General features: G+C 45.4%; 17 protein-coding genes. 4 read left to right on the top strand and 13 right to left on the bottom strand.

The annotated features are described in order from the left end of the window. Positions 1-163: 163 nt before the first annotated feature. From fhuE to ACPUC7_RS09540, 9 genes are all read right to left on the bottom strand, one after another. A complete protein-coding gene (gene fhuE / locus ACPUC7_RS09580) occupies positions 164-2359 on the bottom strand; it encodes a ferric-rhodotorulic acid/ferric-coprogen receptor FhuE (RefSeq protein ID WP_494922740.1) in 2196 nt (731 codons plus the stop codon). Between the two features lie 411 nt (positions 2360-2770). Further along, complete coding sequence (locus tag ACPUC7_RS09575) at positions 2771-3283, bottom strand: serine acetyltransferase (RefSeq protein ID WP_494922739.1); 513 nt, start codon at positions 3281-3283, stop codon at positions 2771-2773. Continuing rightward, positions 3280-4587: an oligosaccharide flippase family protein gene (locus ACPUC7_RS09570; protein ID WP_494922738.1), complete on the bottom strand. Its 1308-nt coding sequence runs from the start codon at positions 4585-4587 to the stop codon at positions 3280-3282. The genes ACPUC7_RS09575 and ACPUC7_RS09570 overlap by 4 nt, the downstream gene beginning before the upstream one ends. A gap of 41 nt (positions 4588-4628) precedes the next feature. Continuing rightward, positions 4629-5444, bottom strand: a complete 816-nt coding sequence (locus tag ACPUC7_RS09565) for a glycosyltransferase (protein WP_494922737.1) — start codon at positions 5442-5444, stop codon at positions 4629-4631. A 28-nt stretch (positions 5445-5472) separates the two neighbouring features. Further along, positions 5473-6510 carry a glycosyltransferase family 4 protein gene (locus tag ACPUC7_RS09560; protein WP_494922736.1) on the bottom strand — a complete coding sequence of 346 codons (1038 nt, stop codon included), beginning with the start codon at positions 6508-6510 and terminating at the stop codon, positions 5473-5475. A gap of 25 nt (positions 6511-6535) precedes the next feature. Further along, positions 6536-7657, bottom strand: coding sequence for an EpsG family protein (locus ACPUC7_RS09555; protein WP_494922764.1), 1122 nt, complete (start codon positions 7655-7657; stop codon positions 6536-6538). 134 nt (positions 7658-7791) lie between these two features. Then, positions 7792-8640, bottom strand: a complete 849-nt coding sequence (locus ACPUC7_RS09550) for a glycosyltransferase (RefSeq protein ID WP_494922735.1) — start codon at positions 8638-8640, stop codon at positions 7792-7794. A gap of 94 nt (positions 8641-8734) precedes the next feature. Further along, positions 8735-10108, bottom strand: a complete 1374-nt coding sequence (locus tag ACPUC7_RS09545; protein ID WP_494922734.1) for a GNVR domain-containing protein — start codon at positions 10106-10108, stop codon at positions 8735-8737. A 147-nt stretch (positions 10109-10255) separates the two neighbouring features. Continuing rightward, positions 10256-10933 carry a hypothetical protein gene (locus tag ACPUC7_RS09540; RefSeq protein ID WP_494922733.1) on the bottom strand — a complete coding sequence of 226 codons (678 nt, stop codon included), beginning with the start codon at positions 10931-10933 and terminating at the stop codon, positions 10256-10258. 1002 nt (positions 10934-11935) lie between these two features. Here ACPUC7_RS09540 and ACPUC7_RS09535 point away from each other — a divergent pair. Beyond that, positions 11936-12337, top strand: a complete 402-nt coding sequence (locus tag ACPUC7_RS09535; RefSeq protein ID WP_494922732.1) for an H-NS family histone-like protein — start codon at positions 11936-11938, stop codon at positions 12335-12337. 120 nt (positions 12338-12457) lie between these two features. Here the strand turns inward: ACPUC7_RS09535 and ACPUC7_RS09530 are convergent, their stop codons facing one another. The 4 genes from ACPUC7_RS09530 to ACPUC7_RS09515 all read right to left on the bottom strand — a co-directional run bounded on the left by ACPUC7_RS09530 (position 12458) and on the right by ACPUC7_RS09515 (position 17247). After that, positions 12458-13321, bottom strand: a complete 864-nt coding sequence (locus tag ACPUC7_RS09530) for a 5'-methylthioadenosine/S-adenosylhomocysteine nucleosidase (protein ID WP_494922731.1) — start codon at positions 13319-13321, stop codon at positions 12458-12460. 302 nt (positions 13322-13623) lie between these two features. Beyond that, positions 13624-14823 carry an aminotransferase class I/II-fold pyridoxal phosphate-dependent enzyme gene (locus ACPUC7_RS09525; protein WP_494922730.1) on the bottom strand — a complete coding sequence of 400 codons (1200 nt, stop codon included), beginning with the start codon at positions 14821-14823 and terminating at the stop codon, positions 13624-13626. Between the two features lie 18 nt (positions 14824-14841). Then, positions 14842-16143: an LLM class flavin-dependent oxidoreductase gene (locus ACPUC7_RS09520; protein WP_494922729.1), complete on the bottom strand. Its 1302-nt coding sequence runs from the start codon at positions 16141-16143 to the stop codon at positions 14842-14844. Between the two features lie 33 nt (positions 16144-16176). Beyond that, entirely contained in the window at positions 16177-17247 is a 1071-nt protein-coding gene (locus ACPUC7_RS09515) for an iron-containing alcohol dehydrogenase family protein (protein ID WP_494922728.1), read from the bottom strand. A gap of 448 nt (positions 17248-17695) precedes the next feature. Between ACPUC7_RS09515 and ACPUC7_RS09510 the strand changes: the two genes are divergently transcribed. From ACPUC7_RS09510 to ACPUC7_RS09500, 3 genes are read left to right on the top strand one after another with little or no spacing between them, the layout of a single operon-like run. Further along, the gene (locus ACPUC7_RS09510; protein WP_494922727.1) at positions 17696-18241 is read left to right on the top strand and encodes a GNAT family N-acetyltransferase; all 546 of its coding nucleotides are present in this window, start codon (positions 17696-17698) and stop codon (positions 18239-18241) included. After that, positions 18238-19383 (top strand): amidohydrolase, encoded by a 1146-nt coding sequence (locus ACPUC7_RS09505; protein WP_494922726.1) that lies wholly within the window; start codon positions 18238-18240, stop codon positions 19381-19383. Before ACPUC7_RS09510 ends, ACPUC7_RS09505 begins: the two co-directional genes overlap by 4 nt. Next, positions 19380-20699, top strand: coding sequence for an MmgE/PrpD family protein (locus ACPUC7_RS09500; protein ID WP_494922725.1), 1320 nt, complete (start codon positions 19380-19382; stop codon positions 20697-20699). Before ACPUC7_RS09505 ends, ACPUC7_RS09500 begins: the two co-directional genes overlap by 4 nt. Positions 20700-20702: the final 3 nt, after the last annotated feature.

The following is a 20702-nucleotide window of genomic DNA, read 5'->3' as shown; positions in this document are numbered from 1 at the left end:
TGCTTCCCACCCGGCGACCAAGACACTATCCCCGGGCAGTAAAGAAAAAGCCGAAACGCTATGCGTTCCGGCATGTTTGAGGCTTAACTGACGAGCATTACACCATAAATGGCGACCCTACGAAATCTTGATGGATGCGCTACCTGCGCATCCACCCATTTCATTAGAAACGATAACTCGCCGAAACCGAGAAGTTACGCGGATCGCCGTAGACAATGCCGCCGTTGCTGACGTTGGTGTCGTACTCTTTATCGAACAGGTTGTTAATGTTGGCCTGCACCGAGACGTTTTTGGTGACATCGTAACGGGCAAACAGATCCACCAGTGCGTAGCTGCCCTGACGTGCGCGCCAGGTGCCGTTGCCATCTGGCCCACCAATATCACCGTAGGTTTTCGACTGCCAGGTCACACCACCGCCCAACGTCAGCTGATCAAGCATCGGCAAGCGATAGCTGCTGAACAAGTTGAACGAGGTTTGTGGCAGTTGTGAGTTGTAGCGTTCACCCTCGGCGTCTTCCGCTACGTAGCTAGTGCCGCCAAAGGTCATCTGCCAGTTATCGGTCAACGCGCCGTTCACTTCGAACTCGACGCCGCGGCTCACCACGCCTTTCTTACCGACATAAATCGCATTGCCGGTTTCCGCATTGGTCGCGCCAGTCGCCTGAGCCACGTTATCCAGTTCGGTACGGAACACGGAAACGGAGGTGGTCAGACGGCTGTTAAACCAATCCGATTTCACACCAGCTTCATAGTTCTTGCCGATCACTGGCGAGAGATATCCGCCCGATGCATCTTGATAATCCTGCGGCTGGAACACCGAGGTGTAACTGGCGTAGGCCGACCAGTTATCGTAGAAGTCCCAAATCACCCCACCGTATGGCGTAATGTTGTTCTTCTCCATCTCCGCATCCAGCGTCTGGCGGTTCCAGTTGGTATAGCGTGCACCTAAAATCACATGCAACGGATCGGCAAGCGAAATGCGCGTGGCTAAATAGGCCGATTTCTGACGTACCAGTTGGGTATCCGAGGCCGGTTCACGCGGATTCCAATCCGACTCTGGGAAATCGCCATTGTAATCATTGAAGTTGCCCAACTGCTCAGACGAGATATTGGTCCAGGCGCTGTAATACTTGTTGTCCTGGCGGCTGTAATTCACGCCAAGCATCAACTGATGTTGACGGCCTAACAGTTCGTATGGACCGCTGGCGAACGCATCTACTGCATCCACTTTACGTTTGCCGGTGTTGTAACCGGTACCGCCGATAACCGGCCAGCCCGCATAAGAAGACGATCCCGCGCCAGTGGCTTTATCGAAGTAGCCATCGATATACAGCTGTTTGCTGTCGAGGAACATTTCGTTGTGCGTGCCGTTAAGCGTGATGTTCCAGCCGTTGTCGAAATTCTGTTGCAGGTTAACAAAGACTTTTTTGTTTTCTTTGTTGTTGTAAGCCCAATCCGGCGCGGTGTTGTAGCCGCGACGCGCCTTGATCTGCGTGCCGTCGGTGTACCAGCGCGGAGAACCGCTCCACATCGGCGAATCGGTATTCACTTGAGTGAATTCATAACCGACAGACAGTTTGGTCGAATCGGTAAGATCGGCATCAACCACGCCATAAATGAATTTTTTGTCTGCGCCGTAACGTTCGATAAAGCTGTTGCGGTCTTCATAACCCGCCACGATACGGCCGCGCACGTTGCCTTCTGGCGACAATGGCGCGGAGAGATCGGCGACATAACGCTGCTTGTTCCAGCTGCCGTAAGTCGCCGAAACATCGCCCGTGAACTCTTTGCTATCGGCGTGTTTGCGCACCATGTTGATCGAAGCCGATGGATTGCCCGGCCCCGTCAGCAAACCGGTGGCACCGCGCACCACTTCTACCCGCTCATACAGCGCCATATCAGTTTGCGCATCGCCCAAGTTCCAGCGAGAGGCGAAAGCGGTAGGAATGCCATCAACCATGTAGTTGTCGATCAGGAAACCGCGCGAGTAGTAATTGGTGCGATCCATATCGGAAGATACGCCGTGAATACCAGTGGTATTCGACAGCACATCATTCAGCGATTGCAGCTGTTGGTCTTGCATACGCTGCTTGCTGACAATCGAAACCGATTGCGGGATATCGCGCGCGGTGAGATCCATTTTGGTGCCCGCGCGGGTGATTGGCACGCTGTAATCCTGTGCTGCCTGCTGCTGTTGATCGGCGTTCGCGTTGGCATCAACATTCAGTGTTTGTTCGGTTTGAGTGGTTTCTGCTGCTTGCGCAATACTCGACGCAACCAACATCGCCAGTAACGAGTGACGCAGCACGCGCTGCGATGTACCGGCGGTTTTCCTGACGCGCAAATCTTCGAAAGACATACAATTCCTCGATCAACTTTTCTTTATTTTGTTTTGGCGGCATCGCTGCTGACGTCGATTGAAGGGATGACAGTAAGGATGCCGTTAAGAAAGCAAATGAGAAATATACGCATTAAGGTTTTCAATGCAAGAAATTGTTACCGGTTATCTGACACTTTTACATTTAGATAAAAGCGTTATTCTTCAATGGGTAATAGTTGTGAGAGGGTATTTTTTGACAATTAACAGAGATCGCTAGCGGGTAAGTTGTTGAAGTATATAAGGATGAGAAAAAACCGAGGGAGAAAGGAAGATAGCTTTGGAGGCAATAATTTTATTCAAACTCTTAACAAAATAAAAAATGGAAGTGGTTAAATACACCCACCTCCAATAATGTCCTTTCAAACATTGGGCTGCGAAATTTTTAGTGGCTTATTTAACATTGCGCATTTTGATGACAGGCTTCTCCATTACAGCATAGTGGTTCGCGGCAATATCGGACATCACAATTGCCCCTGCACCTATAATAACGTTATCACCAATTTCAATGTCATCCCCTAGTATGCAGGAATTCACACCCATTGAGACATTGTCTCCAATAATGAATTTTTGGGGATATGGCAATTTATTTCCACCAACGGTGCAACACTGTCGAATGGTAAAATTTTCACCAATCACGCATCCGCTATTAATCACAATCGAATAAGCATGCCAAATGGTAAAACCATAACCAATTTTGGTTCGATAAGAAATCTCAACACCAAAAAAAAATTCATTTAATAACTTGTGCAGCACAACAAAAAAAAGAGTAATCGGATATAAGACCATGCCATGCTGGTTATGAAGTGACGCTAGCCTATATAACAACACAACAAGTTTTGATTTCACTCCAGGATTAGATTTAACTTCTGAAATTGTAAGCCTGATTTTATTCACTGCATTCACTTTAAGATATCCTGCTTTGTAGTCGATTTGATAAACCGGGTTGAGATTGAATTAACAGCGATAGTAAACATCCTAAGATGAAGTGTGAAAACCATCCCACCTTTAAAGAAATAGTTAAATAAGGTCAATGAAACAAATTCGGTTATTAATGTTGCAAGTGCCGCGCCATTCATACCAAAGTGGTGTATCAATGGTATGTTTACCGTGACACTGAAAATAAGAACCAGAATGGTTTTTTTAGATAAGAATGCATATCCCGAATATTTTGCAATAAACCTCGCCGATATGGTTCCCAACGCAGAAAGTAACGTAGATGCTGAAATAATCAGTAATGGTATCAATGCGGCCTCATACTTATCACCATAAAACAATTTAATAAAGAAAGGACTAAAGAAATACACCACCACGAAGATAGGCAAGGATAATAGCACCACAACGATAAGAAGCTTAGCTGTTTTAAGCAATGCACGTTCGTGGCTAGATTCAGAAAATATCGAGGGTAAAGTCGACGTTATAAATGCATTGAAGACAAAAGACCAAGATCCAGCTAAACTCGCAGCGACAGCAAAAATACCTACGCTCTCATGCCCATTGAAATACTCTAAACTCAATATAGATACGCGGGTATATAGTGCGACGGAAATAGATGTGACGACGAAGGTTAAGCCAGAAAAGAATAGATAACGGGCATAGCGTAATTGGTTCTTGAATACTATCTTTGGCTGGGCTGTGAAACGGTTAAAGATGATACGACGCAGAATAAAAGGCACCAATCCCGCTAGAATTATTGGCAAGCAAAGCCAGGCAGGTGCTAATTCGAGACTGGCAATCAACCAGCGAATAGCCAGACTGACTAGCAAGCCGAACACATTGATCAATGTATTTTTTTTCGATTCTAATTTAGCATCGAAGTACACATTATAGACGTCGAGCGTGATGAACAAACAAGATAGACAACAGGCAAATATGAAGTATATCCCCTCCTCCCCTAAGCGAAAGTAAGTAAATGCAATAAATGGGACACATAAAACCATAAAAATAAGCAGTCGAAGCCAGGTCGTGGTAATCACCAACTTAACCCCGGAATGCATATTGGCACTCATTCTTTTTAAAATTATTATATCGCCGCCCATTTGAGCAACAATTTGAGTAATTTGAAAGATCGATGTGGCAAATGCTATTTCACCAAAAACCTCCGGCCCCACATACTTTGCCACAAAAGAAGTGACAAAAATCAAGCCTAATACAGCAATCAACTTTTCGGACATGATCCAAAAAGCATTAGACATCACTCTCTTATTCAAAATACTATCCTGACGAGATGTTTATTGAGTTAATCAGTTGGCTATATTTTGGCTCGATCGTTACGATAAAGGAACGAGAGCACATATTCAGGAGCTATCCGAGTACAAACTCGAACAATCAGGAAGGCAATATTTCTAAGTGGTGAGATAATCCCAAGGCTATTTTTCAGTTTAAAAAGAATTAATTCACTTTTGATATAATTCAAACCCCTTCTCTTTTTCAACATGCCACTACCAGCGCGTACATGTAGTAGTACATCAGGTAGATTGTGGACCTGGTGGTTTGCTGCAATAATCCTCAACCATAAGTTATAGTCCTCCATAAATAGGTGGTGACGATAACCTCCCACATTTTCAACTACACTTCGTTTGAAGAATACACTCATGTGATTAAAGGGATTTTTTAATCTGGAGAATTCTTTTATTTCAGTATGGTTTACAGGCAAGCGCTTTAAACGCTGCTCTCCACACTCATCAAATTCAATCACTGCCGTGCCCAATAATGCCACGTTTGGATTCTCTTGCATGAACTGAACCTGTCGCTGGAACCGTTCAGGCAAGCAAATATCATCGGTATCCATTCGAGCAATGTATTCACACGAACAGTGTTTAATTCCCTCCGCCAGCGCCATTCCTAAACCAACATTGACAGGCAGTTGTACGCGATGAAGAATAATTTTCTTCTGCCAACGGGTTAGCACTTGTTCAAGATCAGTGCCGACTGGACCATCAATAACTAATACGATTTGTTTAGGTTGTAAAGTTTGATCATGGATACTCTGCAAACAACGTTCGAGATTATCCACACTTTCTTTAACGTATAGTGACATTAATACCGAAAATTTCATATATGACATGAAGCTTCCTTAACATGACAAGAATAAATCAGATATAGCTGTAATATTCGATATACTGCATAGCCATTTTTTTTGCAGAGTAGTTTTGTAGGTAACAACCCCTGGCATTCTTTGCCAATAATTTTTTTTCTGACGAGAAGTGATACGCTTCAAAACAATCAATAAGTCCTGATAGCGTTTTATCAAAGATGAAACCTGCGGTTTCATTATATGAATTGAGTACCTCCCTATGTGGATCAATATCTGAGCATATGAAAGTTTTCCCTAATGAAAGAGACTCCAATAAAGCTAATGGAAGTCCTTCATTATGCGATGCGGAAACAAAGCAGTCGAAACTTTCATAAATAGTTTCAGGCTTATCGCTGTGTCCATGAAAAAATATCTGTTCATTATTATATTTCTGTTGCAAATGCGTCTCATCGGAGCCGGTGCCAATGATGTGGAGTACTGCGCGCTTATCACTACACCATTGACTAAACGCTTCAAGAATCATTGCTACATTTTTTCTTTTATTCAAAACCCCTAGGTAGTAGAAGTGTGTGTAATCATCCTTCTTCTGTAAAACTTTTGATGGCTGCGGTTCGACCCCGTTGGGAATAGCAATTATTTTTTTCATGCTATGCGTTTTGACACAGTGTTCCATTACTGAATTTGAACAAGCGACTTTGTTAAAATTTCTCACGATATAGCGACCTACAAGTCCTTCCATCTTTCCTTTTATAAAACCTTTGGTCTGAACAAAATCGAGTTCAAAATAGTTGTGAATAGTGGTTACTTTTCGCGCAGGAGAATGAGATAGGTAGTTAAATATATCCGCTATAGTGCAATGACTGTGAATTATATCGAAATTATTTCTTTTGATATATTTTAATATCTGAAAAACTTCTGTTCGCTTGAATACAATAACTTTTGCTCGAGTAGAAAACGCTTCCTTCCACTCACCATCATTAAGTGCAATGACTTCAACACAGTAATCATGGGGGATATTATTTACAAGTGTCAGGCATACATTTACCGGCCCGGCATTTTTTAAACTGGGGACTATGAAAAGGATTTTATTTTTCATATTAATTTCATTGTATGGTGGAAAATTACTTGTCTCTTACCCAATAGCCATCCGAGTCAATTTCGCCAAGATATTGATTAAACTTTTCCATATTATAATTCAATAATAATATTGGACTGGTATACGCGTAAGACCATAACCCTCCCATTGTTAGCGTCCTTCTCTGCGTGTAAATATTTATAACCAACAGACTGATTAACATGAAGCCAACCAGATAAAGTTTTAGAGCCGATTTAAATGCAGGAGTCTGATAGATTGATGAGAAAAGGAATGCATAACAAATCCTAATTACCAGAAAATAGTGCGCAATGTTAAGATATCGACCCATTGCGGTATACGATATTGACATGAAAAAACAGCAAGGAATGAATAGATTCAAGAATCGATCAAAACCAGCTATTTTATCTCTACTAAGAAGATAGAATACGAGCAGTATAAAACTTAGCGTTCGTGTAATTAATGCAACAATTAGCGTATTAGTGTCATCCGGAACGGCACTCCATGACCCATCTACATAACCAGTCAAGGCATAATCGCCTATCCCCATAAATGTTATATTAGGCAATACTAAACGTAAAACATTTGAGCTTAATATGAAGAAGACGATTGAAAGTAACACAATATGTTTTTTCTTTACATTGACATATCGGCTAAAAACAAAGACCAACAGAACAAATACCATCGAGAAATGCATTAACAACGAAAGAATTATAAATATATAGGTTCTTGTCTTACTTCGGCTAAAGTAGCTGGTAATGCCATATATTATTAGAACTAAAGCTGCACCATATCTTATACCCAAAACTAAATTGAAGATATTTAATGCGCAAAATGCTGTTAGGTAGGTTAACGTGATCAGTTGTGGCGATACAATAGTTCCAGGTAAATTATTAAATTGTATGAGCTGAAGGTTTCTAAATGATGCCAGATAAAAATAGCACATCAAAAAAGCATATATCGCCGGAATATAATAAAAATCTATATGCAACAATTGAAATATCCATCCATGCATATAAAGAAGAACATCCGGATGCGAATTTAAAATTTCAGATACTTTCGTAGTTGAACTGTAAGCATTGATCTCAAGATATCGTCGGTAAAGATCGCCCAGCGGAGGTATTTTTATTACGATGAAAAAATAGAACATAGAAATACTAGCCAATGCCAACCTATTCATTCCTTTTCTATTAAATGATAGAAAAGAGAGGATTAGCCCAACTAACGGAACTGTTATACTCATGACTAAGCTGAGCGGAAGGTTTCTATTAATTTTCATTGTGATTATTTAACACCAGCGACTTTCTTTAATTTGTATTTTAAAAAAATCAATAGATTCCGAAATCCGGGGTAGAGAACTACATCATTAAAACTAATGGTGTCTTTTCTGTTTAATTTATCCTGAAAGTATAGCGAGTTTAATTTCTGTTTACTTAACGAATGATGATGAACCGATATAAATTTTTGATAACCTTTCCATGCATTGCTTCCTGTTGTGATCCTCGGCCTATCATTCTCCATGTTTACGATATAAGTAGCATCATTGGTCCTGTAGCAACTACCGAAACGTTGAATCATCCGATACCAAAGATCATAATCTTGCCAAGCTGGAAAATCAGTATCAAATCCGCCAATTTCTTTAATTAACTTTGTTTCAACAAAAACTTGATTGCCTACTTTGTTTTCAAAACCCATCATATCTAAGGTTATTTCGCCAACGTAACCTTTCCATTTCCTCTCTGTATTTTTGTTTTTAAAAATCATATTAGCACAGAGAAAGTTTATTTTGTTTTTCAGCGAGAAAGATACAAATCTTTCAATCCTATCGTTCAAAAAGTAGTCATCGTCATCTAAGCCTGTAATAAACTTCCCTGAGGCAATTTCGATACAACGGTTACGCGCATGACATGCACCTTTCGGCACCTCGTTTTTGAGGTAAATAATGCGACTATCTTTGTTTATTAAATCCGCGATAACAAACTCAGTTTCATCTGAAGAACCGTCGTCACAAATAATGATCTCAAGGTTCTTGTAGGACTGGAGTTGGACTGATGCAATGGCTTTGCTCACCAGTTGAGCACGGTTATGAGTGGGAATATATACTGTTACTAATGGACCATTGAGTTCACTCACGCAACATTCCTTTTGATTTAATATGTAATTTATAAAGCCATTTTGGTCATTGAATACAAAACAATCAAATCTTAAGAGCATAAAGATTTTAAAACTATTTTCTCAACATCAATCTGTTATATATTGTGAACTTGAAAATGATGAGGTTAAGTGATGTGAATAGGCCAATAAGCGTACCTTGAATGATAATTAAAAATTTTCGTGTGAACTCTTCCCCAGAATCGTCTATAGCTGAATCAATGACACGAATATTACTTATTGCAGATGAAGCCAGCACTTCCAATTGATTACGCTTGGTCACAGCTTGCATATATAGATTATTCCTCACCTCAACAATGTGTTTGAGATTAATGATCTCTTGATGCAGATTTGGTGTCTCTGCCAGAGTTTTTTTATGCTCTGCTTTTATTTGTAATAATAAACGACGTTTTTGAAGTAAAACCTTGTATGAAGGATGACCAACGTTAAACATTTTCAACATTTCGATTTCATCGATGGATAATTCATTGAGTCGGTCATCAATGAATGCCATTTGATTGATTAGGGATTCAGCTTGCAATTTCAGGTCTAAAACTGCAAATTTATTACGTGCGTCTATTAGCTTATCTTCATCTCGTTCCAATTGTTGATGAATACGATCCATATGTACCGAGAGGTGTTTAATCCCCTTCTCTAATTTCTCTTTACGATCTCTAACATTATATTTTATATGATTATAAATAATCGCATTTAATATCTGTGTATTAAGGTCTCGATTAGGGCCAGAAAAAGTCAACTTGATAATATCGCTAAACCTGGAAGGTGACATCAATGAAAGGTTATTTAATACGTTATCGATACTATCCTGTCGTGATAGATATGATATAATATACTTAGAACCTGAAGGTATTTTAATTGGGTTAACTAAAATCCTTACACCTGCATGTTTAGTCAGCACCCCAAATCTAGCCTTAAAAATTTCGCCTCGATAGTTAACCTGGAAAACCTCATGATCAATGACGGTCAATAAAAGGTTATCTGGTGCACCATCCGCTGCATTGGGCAAATATAATTCGTGAACCGATAATTTCTCTGACCTCTCATTATTTAGATAAGCCAAAGTTTTCCCAACTATAGGTCTATATTTAGGTTGGACATCTACTTGGAGGCTAAGCTGATCGACAGTTGCTCCAATCACTCGTCTGGACTGTAGCAACACAATATCCAGTCCAGAGCTTGCCTTAAGACTCTGTACTATTCTTCCTAACTTTGTTACATCTGAAATATTTTTTTTAGGCTCAACTTGAATAATCGCATTAGACTTATATTCGTTTGGGGTTTGAATTGCACACATAATAGACAGCATAATACAAAATGAAGTTATATATAGGATAACCCGATAAGACTTGCGCAATTCAAAAAGAACAAACTTTACGTCAATCTCTTCTTTGACGGCCGCTAAATTTACACCATCTAACTCAGTGGTCACGACTGCCACCCTTTCACTCGCTGGCTAAATAAATAAATAAAACTAAAACAGCAGTACAGTTATTAAGTTATTCAATGCTGTTTTTACGCAAAAATTTGTGGGAAACCAAAAAAAGCATCATAACAATTAGAAATTTTTACATAAAAATCAGTAACGTACTCTTTCATTGGAGAAATATCGTTTCACTACAGAAATAAAATAACCACACCGGCTTTCATTTTTAAGTTTTACGGGCAAGGTGAACACTTCAATTGGTGAGTTCAGCATTTCCCTTCGAATACGTTCGTGTAGAATAGAGTCTTGATTCACCAATCCAATGTCATCAATTTCACCACATTCAATTAAAGATCGATATATAACTAAACCTGGATAAAATTTTTTTCGTTCAAGGTCTCTTCCTATATAATTATTTAGCATATCATCCAGGACCATAGGACGTAATTTTATTTTACTTCTAAAATCTAACGCATGTATTTTTAAGCTGCTATTTTTTTTATTGTACCTATCAAGATTATGAACAAATTCTCTATCAAGATTTACATCATCATTTATTAATATATATCTACTGTAGTCTGTGCTCTCACTGATCTGTTGAGTGAAGATACTGAACAGTGATCTAGAGCCAATGTACTCTTTGATAGTAATACTCTTTACGTAAAGACCTAAAGTGTGTATGAAATCTTTATCAAATTGTAATGAAAATGGCCCTCTATTAATAATCACAAGATCTATATCTCTGAATGACTTTGTCATCATAGACTTTAATGCTTCAGAATATTTATATTCCTTCCCTTCAATAAATATCAAAATCATAGTTTCTTTCATTAATAACCTTAATTAAAGATGGTGGAATCCTATTTTGACGACACTGTTTTGCATCAAGCACGCTACCGCCCTTGGTTTACTGGCACCAATGACCTAATAGCTAATCTCGCCGAAAATAAGCCAAACTCTTTTAAAAGAGAGTCGAGTCACATCAACCCTGTCATTTACTATATCTATATAACCAATCAGCCAGTTTTATTATTTTTTTTAGTTTTCTTCATAGTGAAGATTAGCATATTGTAAAAGTTGAAATTACAAGACCACTCTCGATTTCGCTTAGGAATATACTTACGTCATTGCGATTTTTCATACAACATGGAATACAAATCGATCAAAGTGCTATACATCCATAATTGCTTAGTAGGGGGGGAAGTGCAGGGGTAAAATCTTAACTACCATAAGAATGAGATGTTTAAATTTTTGACGTGATTTTTATTTATCTTTCAGATTGCCCTTTTGAATCACCCACATAGAATAATAAACAACCTCGTTTGATGCCTATATAGCTTCCGCTTATCCACTAATATTTATGTGATAGAACATAACTAGAATCAAATCATCTTACACTTTCAGATCGTTAATTTTTCATAAAAAAATAAAATTTTAAGGAATCAAGGTGCATATAAACCTTATGGCAGCACGTATCTTGTAGATCAGCCACCCTTTAATTCTATATATCTAAATTTAAAGGGCACAGTACGGTTTTATTTATTTTTTAATAATGAAAATTAAAAATTGTTAATTTAAATTGCATACTGCAACCAAAAAAAACGAGACCATTCTCAATTCAATGCATCAATGCGAAATAAATTCACGGCATGTGTATTCTCGTTAACAATTGATAAACATGGAATAAAATCACATATTGTTAATATATTAAGATACATCCTATAGCTGCTCTTGAGCCTTCTCTTCCCCCATGTGGTTATGATTTTAATTTGGTAAAAATTTTCGTAGAATGCACGGCTTCAAACCAGTTGGAAAAGTAATAAGGATTTAACCATGAGCGATGCACTTAAAGCATTGAACAATATTCGCACGCTGCGCGCGCAAGCACGTGAAACTGAAATTGCGGTATTGGACGAAATGCTGGAAAAGTTCGCTGTAGTAGTCGCAGAGCGTCGTGAAGAAGTGGAAGCGGAAAACGCGGCACAGCGCGAGAAAGAAGAAAAATTAGCGCTATATAAAGAGATGCTGTTGAAAGATGGTATTGATATTAGTGACCTGGCGCAATTAACACCGCAGGCAAGCAAACCTAAAGCTAAACGTGCACCGCGTCCGGCGAAGTATAAATTCATCGATGAACAGGGCAACGAGAAATTGTGGACGGGTCAAGGCCGTACACCATCGCCGATTAAATCTGCCATTGATGCAGGTAGTTCACTGGATGATTTCCTGATTTAATTTGTTATTGATCGCCTGGATAATAAACAGTTGTTTCAAGTTTATCAGCAGTGTGCTTTACAAATTAACAATGAGTATTAATTAAACGCAGCAAGCTCAACAGCTTGCTGCGTTTTTTATTTATTTATGTTCAGCATTAATCTGCTTGATATACGCCTTCAGCACATCGTAGACATAATCCTGGCAAGCGATGCCGGTTTGCGCGTCGTACTTACCATTATTAGTGATGTTGTTAGATAACACGCGGATGCCAATAAACGGAATGTTGAACAGCGACGAGATTTGCGCTGCAGAAGCGGTTTCCATCTCTTCTACCGAAGTGTGGAAATTGTCGTGGAAGAAGCGGATGCGGTCTAATTCGCTGTTCCACACATCCGCTGAACCGATCACGCCCTCAACCACTTTGCCCTTTTTGTAGCTCGGTATTGCCTGTTCGGCGGCTTTCATCAACACAGGATCGGCAGCAAATTGACGAATGCTGTGGGCATTTTTATCTTCGCCAGCGCTGCCTTTAGAGGCCATTAAATCCATTGGCTTCCACTCAACCGAATTACTGCCTGCGCCCGCTAATTTGTGCGGCGTTTTGAACGCGCCAAGGTTAACCGAATATTTACCCACTACGATATCGTAGACGTTTAATGCCGGATCGTGACCACCAGCGGTGCCCTGATTAATAATCGCTTTAGGCTTGAATTCCACCGCTGCAATTGAGGTTGCCGCCGCGACATTTGACATGCCTTTCAGCGTCTCAGACACAATCACCGGATAACCATCGACGGTGCCGCGCCAAAAACGCCATTCACCAATTTGTTGTTCTTTGGCGTTATCCAGCTTGGCAGCGAAATGTTCCGCTTCCACCGGCATCGCGCCCTGAATAATGATGGGTGCTTGAGAGGTTTCTGTATTGGCGATGGCATGCAGCGGCGCAGCAATTGCCACAACACTGGCGAACAGCATATTGCGTTTCAAGGATGATTTAGACATGAAATAGTAACCGGAGAAAAATGAAAAAACGCATTATGCGTGAAGTGAGTTAACAAGCAAAGCGTTGCTTTAAAATTGCCGAAAAAGAGGAAAAGGTTAGGAATTAACCCAAGAATATTCTGATGTTTTCAGAAAATAACAAGCAGCGAAGGAAAATAATATTAACTTGTTCGCTGCTTGTTTATAGCAGGATTATTTCAACGCTGCGCACGCCTNACCCAAGAATATTCTGATGTTTTCAGAAAATAACAAGCAGCGAAGGAAAATAATATTAACTTGTTCGCTGCTTGTTTATAGCAGGATTATTTCAACGCTGCGCACGCCTGCGCAATTCTGCACCCTGCTTCACGCACCGTGTCGATATCGGTGGCAATTGACAAACGGAAATACGGTGATAATCCATAAGCGCTACCGGCAACGCCCGACACGCCGCTTTCCAATAAGTAATTCATTACGTCCTGTTCGGTTACAATTTTCTGACCATCGGGGCGCGTTTTACCGAGCAAACCGGCGCAACGGCAGAAAATAAAGAACGCGCCATCGGGATTGAGCACTTCAATTTCCGCCACCGGACGCAGCAACGTCATAATTGCATCACGACGATCTTGATAAGCACTGCGCTGCGGCGGCAGAAAATCAAGCCCGCCATTAAACGCCGCCACTGCCGCGCCCTGACTGACCGCGCTGGCACCCGAACTGTTTTGCGACTGCACCACCACCATTGCGTCAATCAACGCTTTTGGCCCGGCACCAAAGCCGATGCGCCAACCGGTCATCGCGTAGGTTTTCGACACGCCACCGACCAGCAAAATACGCTCAGCGAGATCCGGCGCAACCTGCAGCAAACTAACGTGCTCGCGTCCATCAAACAGAATATGTTCGTACAATTCGTCCAGCATGATCAGTACGTTGGGATGATCGCGCAGCACCGTCGCCAACGCCGTTAATTCGTCGGCGCTGTACACCATGCCGGAAGGATTGCCGGGATTATTCAGTACCAGCCAGCGCGTTTTGGCGGTGATCGCCTGCGCCAGTTGCTGCGGTTGCAGCTTAAATTGCTGCTCAAGCGGGCACTCTAATAGCACCGCTTCGCCGCCGTTGAAACGCACGCTATCCGGGAAGGTCGGCCAATACGGCACCGGCACCAGCACTTCGTCGCCATCATTCAGCGTGGCAGCAAAGGCATTGAAGATGATCTGCTTCGCGCCGTTGGCGATGCAAATCTGCTCCAGTGGGTAATCCAGCTGGTTCTCGCGCTGCAACTTCGCCTGCACCGCTTTACGCAACGGCGTGGTGCCGTTGGTCGGCGTATAACGCGTTTCACCGGCTTCCATCGCCGCCACGGCCGCCTGGCGAATATGCGCGGGCGTGTCAAAATCCGGCTCGCCGGTGGTGAGATCGAGAATATCCACGCCCTGCTCTTTGAGCTGACGCGTCAACTGGCGCGCCGCCGCATTGGCAGAAAGCGACACGGACTGCACACGCTTAGATAAGGTGACCATGTTGAGCTCCTGAATGGCTTAAGCGACCGGCAAACCGAGGTTTTCGCGCAGCGTGGTGAATTCGTAGTCTTCGCGGAACAAGCCACGACGACGCAGTTCTGGGATCACCAACTCGACAAACAGATCGAGTTGCTCAGACATAATCGCCGGCATGATGTTGAAACCATCCGCGCCGCCTTCTTTAATCCACAATTCGAAATCATCAGCGATATCTTCGGCGGTGCCGACAATCACGCGGTGTCCACGCGAACCGGCAGCAACCGCGGCCAATTCACGCAGCGTCAGATTTTCACGCTTCGCCATATCGGTCATCAATTTGACGCGGCTCTGGTTGCCTTCACCCAGCGGCACTTCCGGCACCGGTCCATCCAGCGGGAACTGGCTGAGATCCATGCTGAAGCGCAATGAAAGCTGACGCAGACCGTTTTCGATGTCCACCAGCGTGTTCAGCTCTTTCCACAACGCTTTGGCTTCTTCACGGGTGCGGCCGACAATTGGCATCACGCCCGGCATGATCACCACGTGATCGGGATTGCGACCGGCGGCGATCACCTGATCTTTCTGCGAGCGATAGAAGGTTTGCGCGGCTTCAAGGCTATCCGCTGCGGTGAAGATCACCTCGGCGGTTTCCGCAGCCAATTTCTGACCGTCGGCGGATGAACCCGCTTCGATAATCACCGGACGTCCTTGCGGCGAGCGCGTAATGTTCAGCGGGCCTTGCACCTGGAAGTGTTCGCCTTGGTGGTTAATCGGCTGAATCTTCTCATCAACAAAATATGCGCCGGTTTCTTTATTTGGCTGCACCGCGCCCTCTTCCCAACCCGCCCACAGCTTGTTGGCGACCTCAAGGAATTCACGCGCACGCGCATAGCGTTCGGCATGATTTGGCATGTCGTTGCGGCTAAAGTTGCGCGCCACATCGGTAGAGAACGAGGTCACCACGTTCCACGCCGCACGACCACGGCTGATGTGATCCAGCGAGGAGAAGCTGCGCGCCATGGTGAACGGATCGCTAAACGTAGTGGACGCGGTGGCCGCCAGACCAATGCGTTTGGTATTCACCGCCAGCGCCGACAGCATGGTCAGCGGTTCAAGGCGCGCCATGGTGGACGGCAAGCGATACATGCTGGTTGCCAGCGCATCGCCGACGAAAAACAGATCGAATTTACCGGCTTCAGCTTTTTTGGCGATGGTGATCAGCCAATCGATATCGGTTGGATCGCCGAGTTTTTCGGTTAAGCGCCAACCGCTAACGTGTTGTCCAACCGGTTGAACGAAAAGGCCTAAGCGAATGTGGCGTTGTTGTTGTGAGTTAGCCATGAATTTGTCCTGGTCAATAAAAGGTAAGACGTTTTAAAAGGTGTCCTCGGTTGCCAGCATCGCTTGTTCCAGCGCATCGGCAGAGATGCGAAACGGCAAACGCTCGGCGCTGGCGGCCGGGAATTTAATTTGTTCAGCGATGCTGCGAATGGTGGCCGCGCGATCGCCGGTTAATGGCGCCAGCGTCAGCGGCATATCGTATTCGCGCAGCAGCGAAAGTAGATCGGCATCCGGCACGCCATCACGTTCAATCAGCGATTGCACCAGCAGGCTGTACCCGACTTTTTCGCCGTGCAGCCACTCGTGAAGCTCTGGCTGATGCGTCAGTCGATTATGGATCGCATGGGCAAATCCCGGCGTTGGCAGCACATCGCGCACGCTGTTGGCTAAACCGGCCAGCACAATATTGGCGTCGATGATTTTCACCAGTTCCGGCGTAACCTGCTGCTGTTGGTTAGCGGCAACCGCGGCAGCGCCGAATTCTCGATAGATATCCAGCGCGCGTTTAGCGTTCATCACTTTGAGATCGAGCGCTAAGTCGTTGGGATTGTTACGCTGATAAGGATAGAACTCGTAATACTTCGCCAGCGCATCAACGATGCCAGCCTTTAAATAACGCACATCGCTACGGGCGATCACTTCGCTATCGACTAATACCAGCTCGGGCATTTTTCCCAGCCCCTGGCTGCGCACATGTCCACCGTGCTCGTTGTACACGATGGCAACCGGCGACCACGCCGCACAGGTTGCCGCAACGGTGGCAAAGTTAATCACTTTGAGATCGGGCAATTGACTGCCGACCGCTTTCGCCGCATCGAGCACGCGTCCGCCGCCGACCGCAAACAGCAATTCGGCGCCCTGCTGTTCAACATTTTGCTTGAGCGCCTCAATCGCTGCATCGGTGCATTCGCCGTGCAGATATTCCAGTTGCCAGCGTATTCCGTTGGCTTCGAGGCTTTGGCTTAATTCTGGATTTACCGCCTGCCAGGCACGTGGCGAAGTAAATATGCGGATGTGTGTGGCGTAAGGTTTAATAAATTCACCGGCACGCGCGCGCAAGCCGGATTCATGTGCATAAGCACGCGGAGATTTGATCGCTAACACGGCGTCACCCTGATTAAGAATAAGGCTATAACGAATTAAATTAAGATAATTCAGAGGGTTAATACGGAATAGTTATAGCGCTATGGCTTTTCTGCATACTACGGTAAATAACGATTTAAGCAATGCAAAACGGGCGATTTCAATTTCACAAATTCGCATTAGCTTAGTTATTTTTCACATATAGTCGGGAATGTGTTTGCTGGTAATCTGCTGGATATATGGATGGGTGTTAGCTAGGTCACCATAAATGGCGACCCTACAAAAACATGCCACAGCGCGGAATCATTTATCGCGATTCGGCAAAAACATGCCATATCGCGGGATCATCATTTATGGCGATTTGGCAAAACGCACCATACATCGTAGGGTCGCCGTTTATGGTGACCGAAAATTCACAACATATTAAGCATCAATTCTCCGCCTGAAGGCGGTTTATCCGGGGATGTCTATGTCACTTGAATTTCGTCAGGTTCGCGAAGACGAGGTGGAAACCTATCAGGCGCTGATGCATGCCGCCTACGCGCCAACGCTGGCGTTGGGTATCAAATTCGATGCCGCCAGCGCCGATCTGGCTAAAACGCTGCGCCATCTACAAAACCACGGTGTGTATGCGCTATACGCGGATGGCGTCATGGTTTCCTCTGTCACCGTGCGTTATCCGTGGGGACCGCTGCCCGGCCCGTTTGGCTTGCCGCACATCGGCTGGTTCGGCGCGCATCCCGATTATCCCGGCCTGCAATATGGTCGTCAGGTGCAAGATCGCCTTGAGCAGGAGATTCTGCTCGGCAAATTGCGCGCGCCTGCGGTATCGCTCGGCACCGCCACCAGCCATCCGTGGCTGATCGAAATGTACAAAAAACGTGGCTTCCAGTTGATGCACACCACCGATCTCGGCAAAGGCCACATTACGCAATATATGAAGAAAGTACTGGATGAAAGCGCCCATGACGCGTGGTTAACCCGTCAGGCCGCTCTACAAGGAATCAAAGCATGAGCCAAACTCTCGATAATTTAGGCGAACAGCTGATCGCATTCCGCCACGAACTGCACCGTTTCCCTGAACTCTCTAATCAAGAATTTGAAACCACCGCACGGATTCGTCAGCAACTTGAGAAACACGCTATCCGCGTGCTGGATCTGCCGCTCAAAACCGGTTTAGTAGCGGAAATAGGCAGTGAAAATGGCCCGCTGATGGTGCTACGTTCAGACATCGATGCGCTGCCAATTGAGGAGCAATCAGATGTGGCTTTTCGATCAGAACGTCCCGGCGTGATGCATGCCTGTGGGCATGATTTCCACAGCTCAGCTGCGCTGGGTGCGGCAATCTTATTGAAGCAGCAGGAAAGCAGCTTGCCGGGTCGCGTGCGCATTCTGTTCCAAGCGGCGGAAGAGACCGGACAAGGCGCGCCGGATGTGATTGCTACCGGCGCGCTGGATGATGCGGTCGCCATATTTGGTATCCATAACGATCCGTCGCTCCCGCCGGGCGTGATCGGTAGCAAAGCTGGCCCGTTAACTGCGGCGGTCGATCGCTTTGATATCAGCATCACCGGCATTGGCAGCCACGCTGCTAAACCGCATCAGGGCAACGATCCGATTGTGATTGCCGCGCACATTGTTTCGGCTGCGCAAACCTTGATCAGTCGTAATGCGCCGTCTGGTGATAACGCGGTGGTGTCGATTACTCAGATTCACAGCGGCAGCACGTGGAATGTGATTCCCGACAGCGCCTGGCTGGAAGGCACCGTGCGTTCGTTCTCGCAGGAAACTCGTGAGCGCCTGGAGCAGCGCTTCCGTGAAATTGTGCTCGGCATTGGCGCCGCCTTCGCGGCTGAGGTGAAATTCAACTGGCACGCCGGCCCGCCGTCGGTGGTCAATGACGCTCATTGGGCTGATTTTGCACTGCAACAAGCCAGCGTCAGCGGCTTTGAAGCGCGCGTGGTGGAAGCCAGCCCGATTGGCGAGGACTTTGCTTTCTACCAACAGCAATTGCCAGGCGCCTTCATGATGATTGGCACCGGCGAACCTTATGCGCTGCATCATCCGGCGTTTCGTATTAATGATGATGTGCTGCTGCCAACATCACGCTATCTGGCGAATCTGGCGGTTGCGGCGTTGCAGAGTGTTAGCGCATGAATCTGACCGCCGCGCTGGCTGAGCGCATTGTTCACAGCCAACCGGATGCCGCCGCGCGTGGTGCGGCGCGTGAAGGCGTGCGGGATTTTCTCGCCGTGAGTTGGCCGGTATTGCAAGCGCAGGTTCCCGATAGCGGTTTACCGGCGCTGCGTAGCGTTTATCACGATGGCAGTGTGCGTTCGCAGGCGCTGTTGCTGGGTTATGCCAGTCACGCGCTGGATTACGATGATTTCCACGCCGATTTTCGCGGACATCCCAGCGTGGTGATTCTGTCGGCGCTGTTTGCCTGGCAGCAACAGCAACCGTCAACGCCGGATGATTTTCTTGATGCCTACGCGATTGGCGTAGAAGTCGCCGGACGTTTGGGTTTAGCGGTAAGTCAGCAGCACTATGCATTAGGCAATCACAATACCGCAACGCTTGGCACACTCGCCGCTGCTGCTGCGCTGGCACGGTTGCTCGATTTGGATGTGGCCGCCACCGCCACCTTATTGGGCATCGCCACCACGCAAGCCAGCGGATTGCGCGCGCAGTTTGGTTCGGCAGTCAAACCGCTGCATGCCGGTTTCGCCGCTGAACGTGCGATCACATCAGCGCAACTGACGCTGGCGGGTTTTGACGGCAAGCAGGAAGGCGTAATCGAGGCCTTTATCGCTGCCAGCAGCAATGGCCAATCGCAGCCGGGTAAACTCATCGAGAATTGGGCTGAGCCGTGGCGCATCGTCGCACCTGGTTTGGAATTCAAGCCGTTCCCCACGTGCGCCGGAACGCATAGCGCTGCTGAGGCCGCGCGTATTTTGCGCCAGCAATGGTTGGCGAGCGGTGAAACGCTTGATGCGCTGTTGGAGAACATCAGCGATATCAGCGTGGCGTTTCCGCCCGGCGGCGATATTGCAGCTTCTGTTCGCGTGCCGACCAACGGCATTGAAGCGCGCTTCAGTCTGGAATATGCGATTGCCGCGATGTTGATATATGACGATTTGCGTTTGCAGGATTTTGCCGAGGGCGATCTCAATCGGGCAGTGATGCCGCTGGCGGCTAAAGTGCGTCGCACGCCGGATGAAACTGCGCCGCCGGATGCTGTTAACCCAGCGCTGCGCTTTCATCTGGTGACACTGTCACTGAAAAATGGCACGCAGTTGCAGCATCGCCGTACCCGTCAGCAATCATTGGCGGATGGCGTCGATGTCACCGCTAAACTGCGTGCGGCGTTGCAGCAAGAATCAGCGCAGCGCCAGCAGCAATTGCTAGCGTGCGCTGAACTGCGCTCTTCCGCCGATTTGGCCAGCTTAAGCCAATTGCTACGCGTGCAATAAAGT

It is taken from the genome of Pantoea sp. CFCC18179 (genome assembly GCF_059412405.1).
Note: the sequence above shows the minus strand (reverse complement) of the source record. Positions and strands in the feature narration are given on the sequence as shown.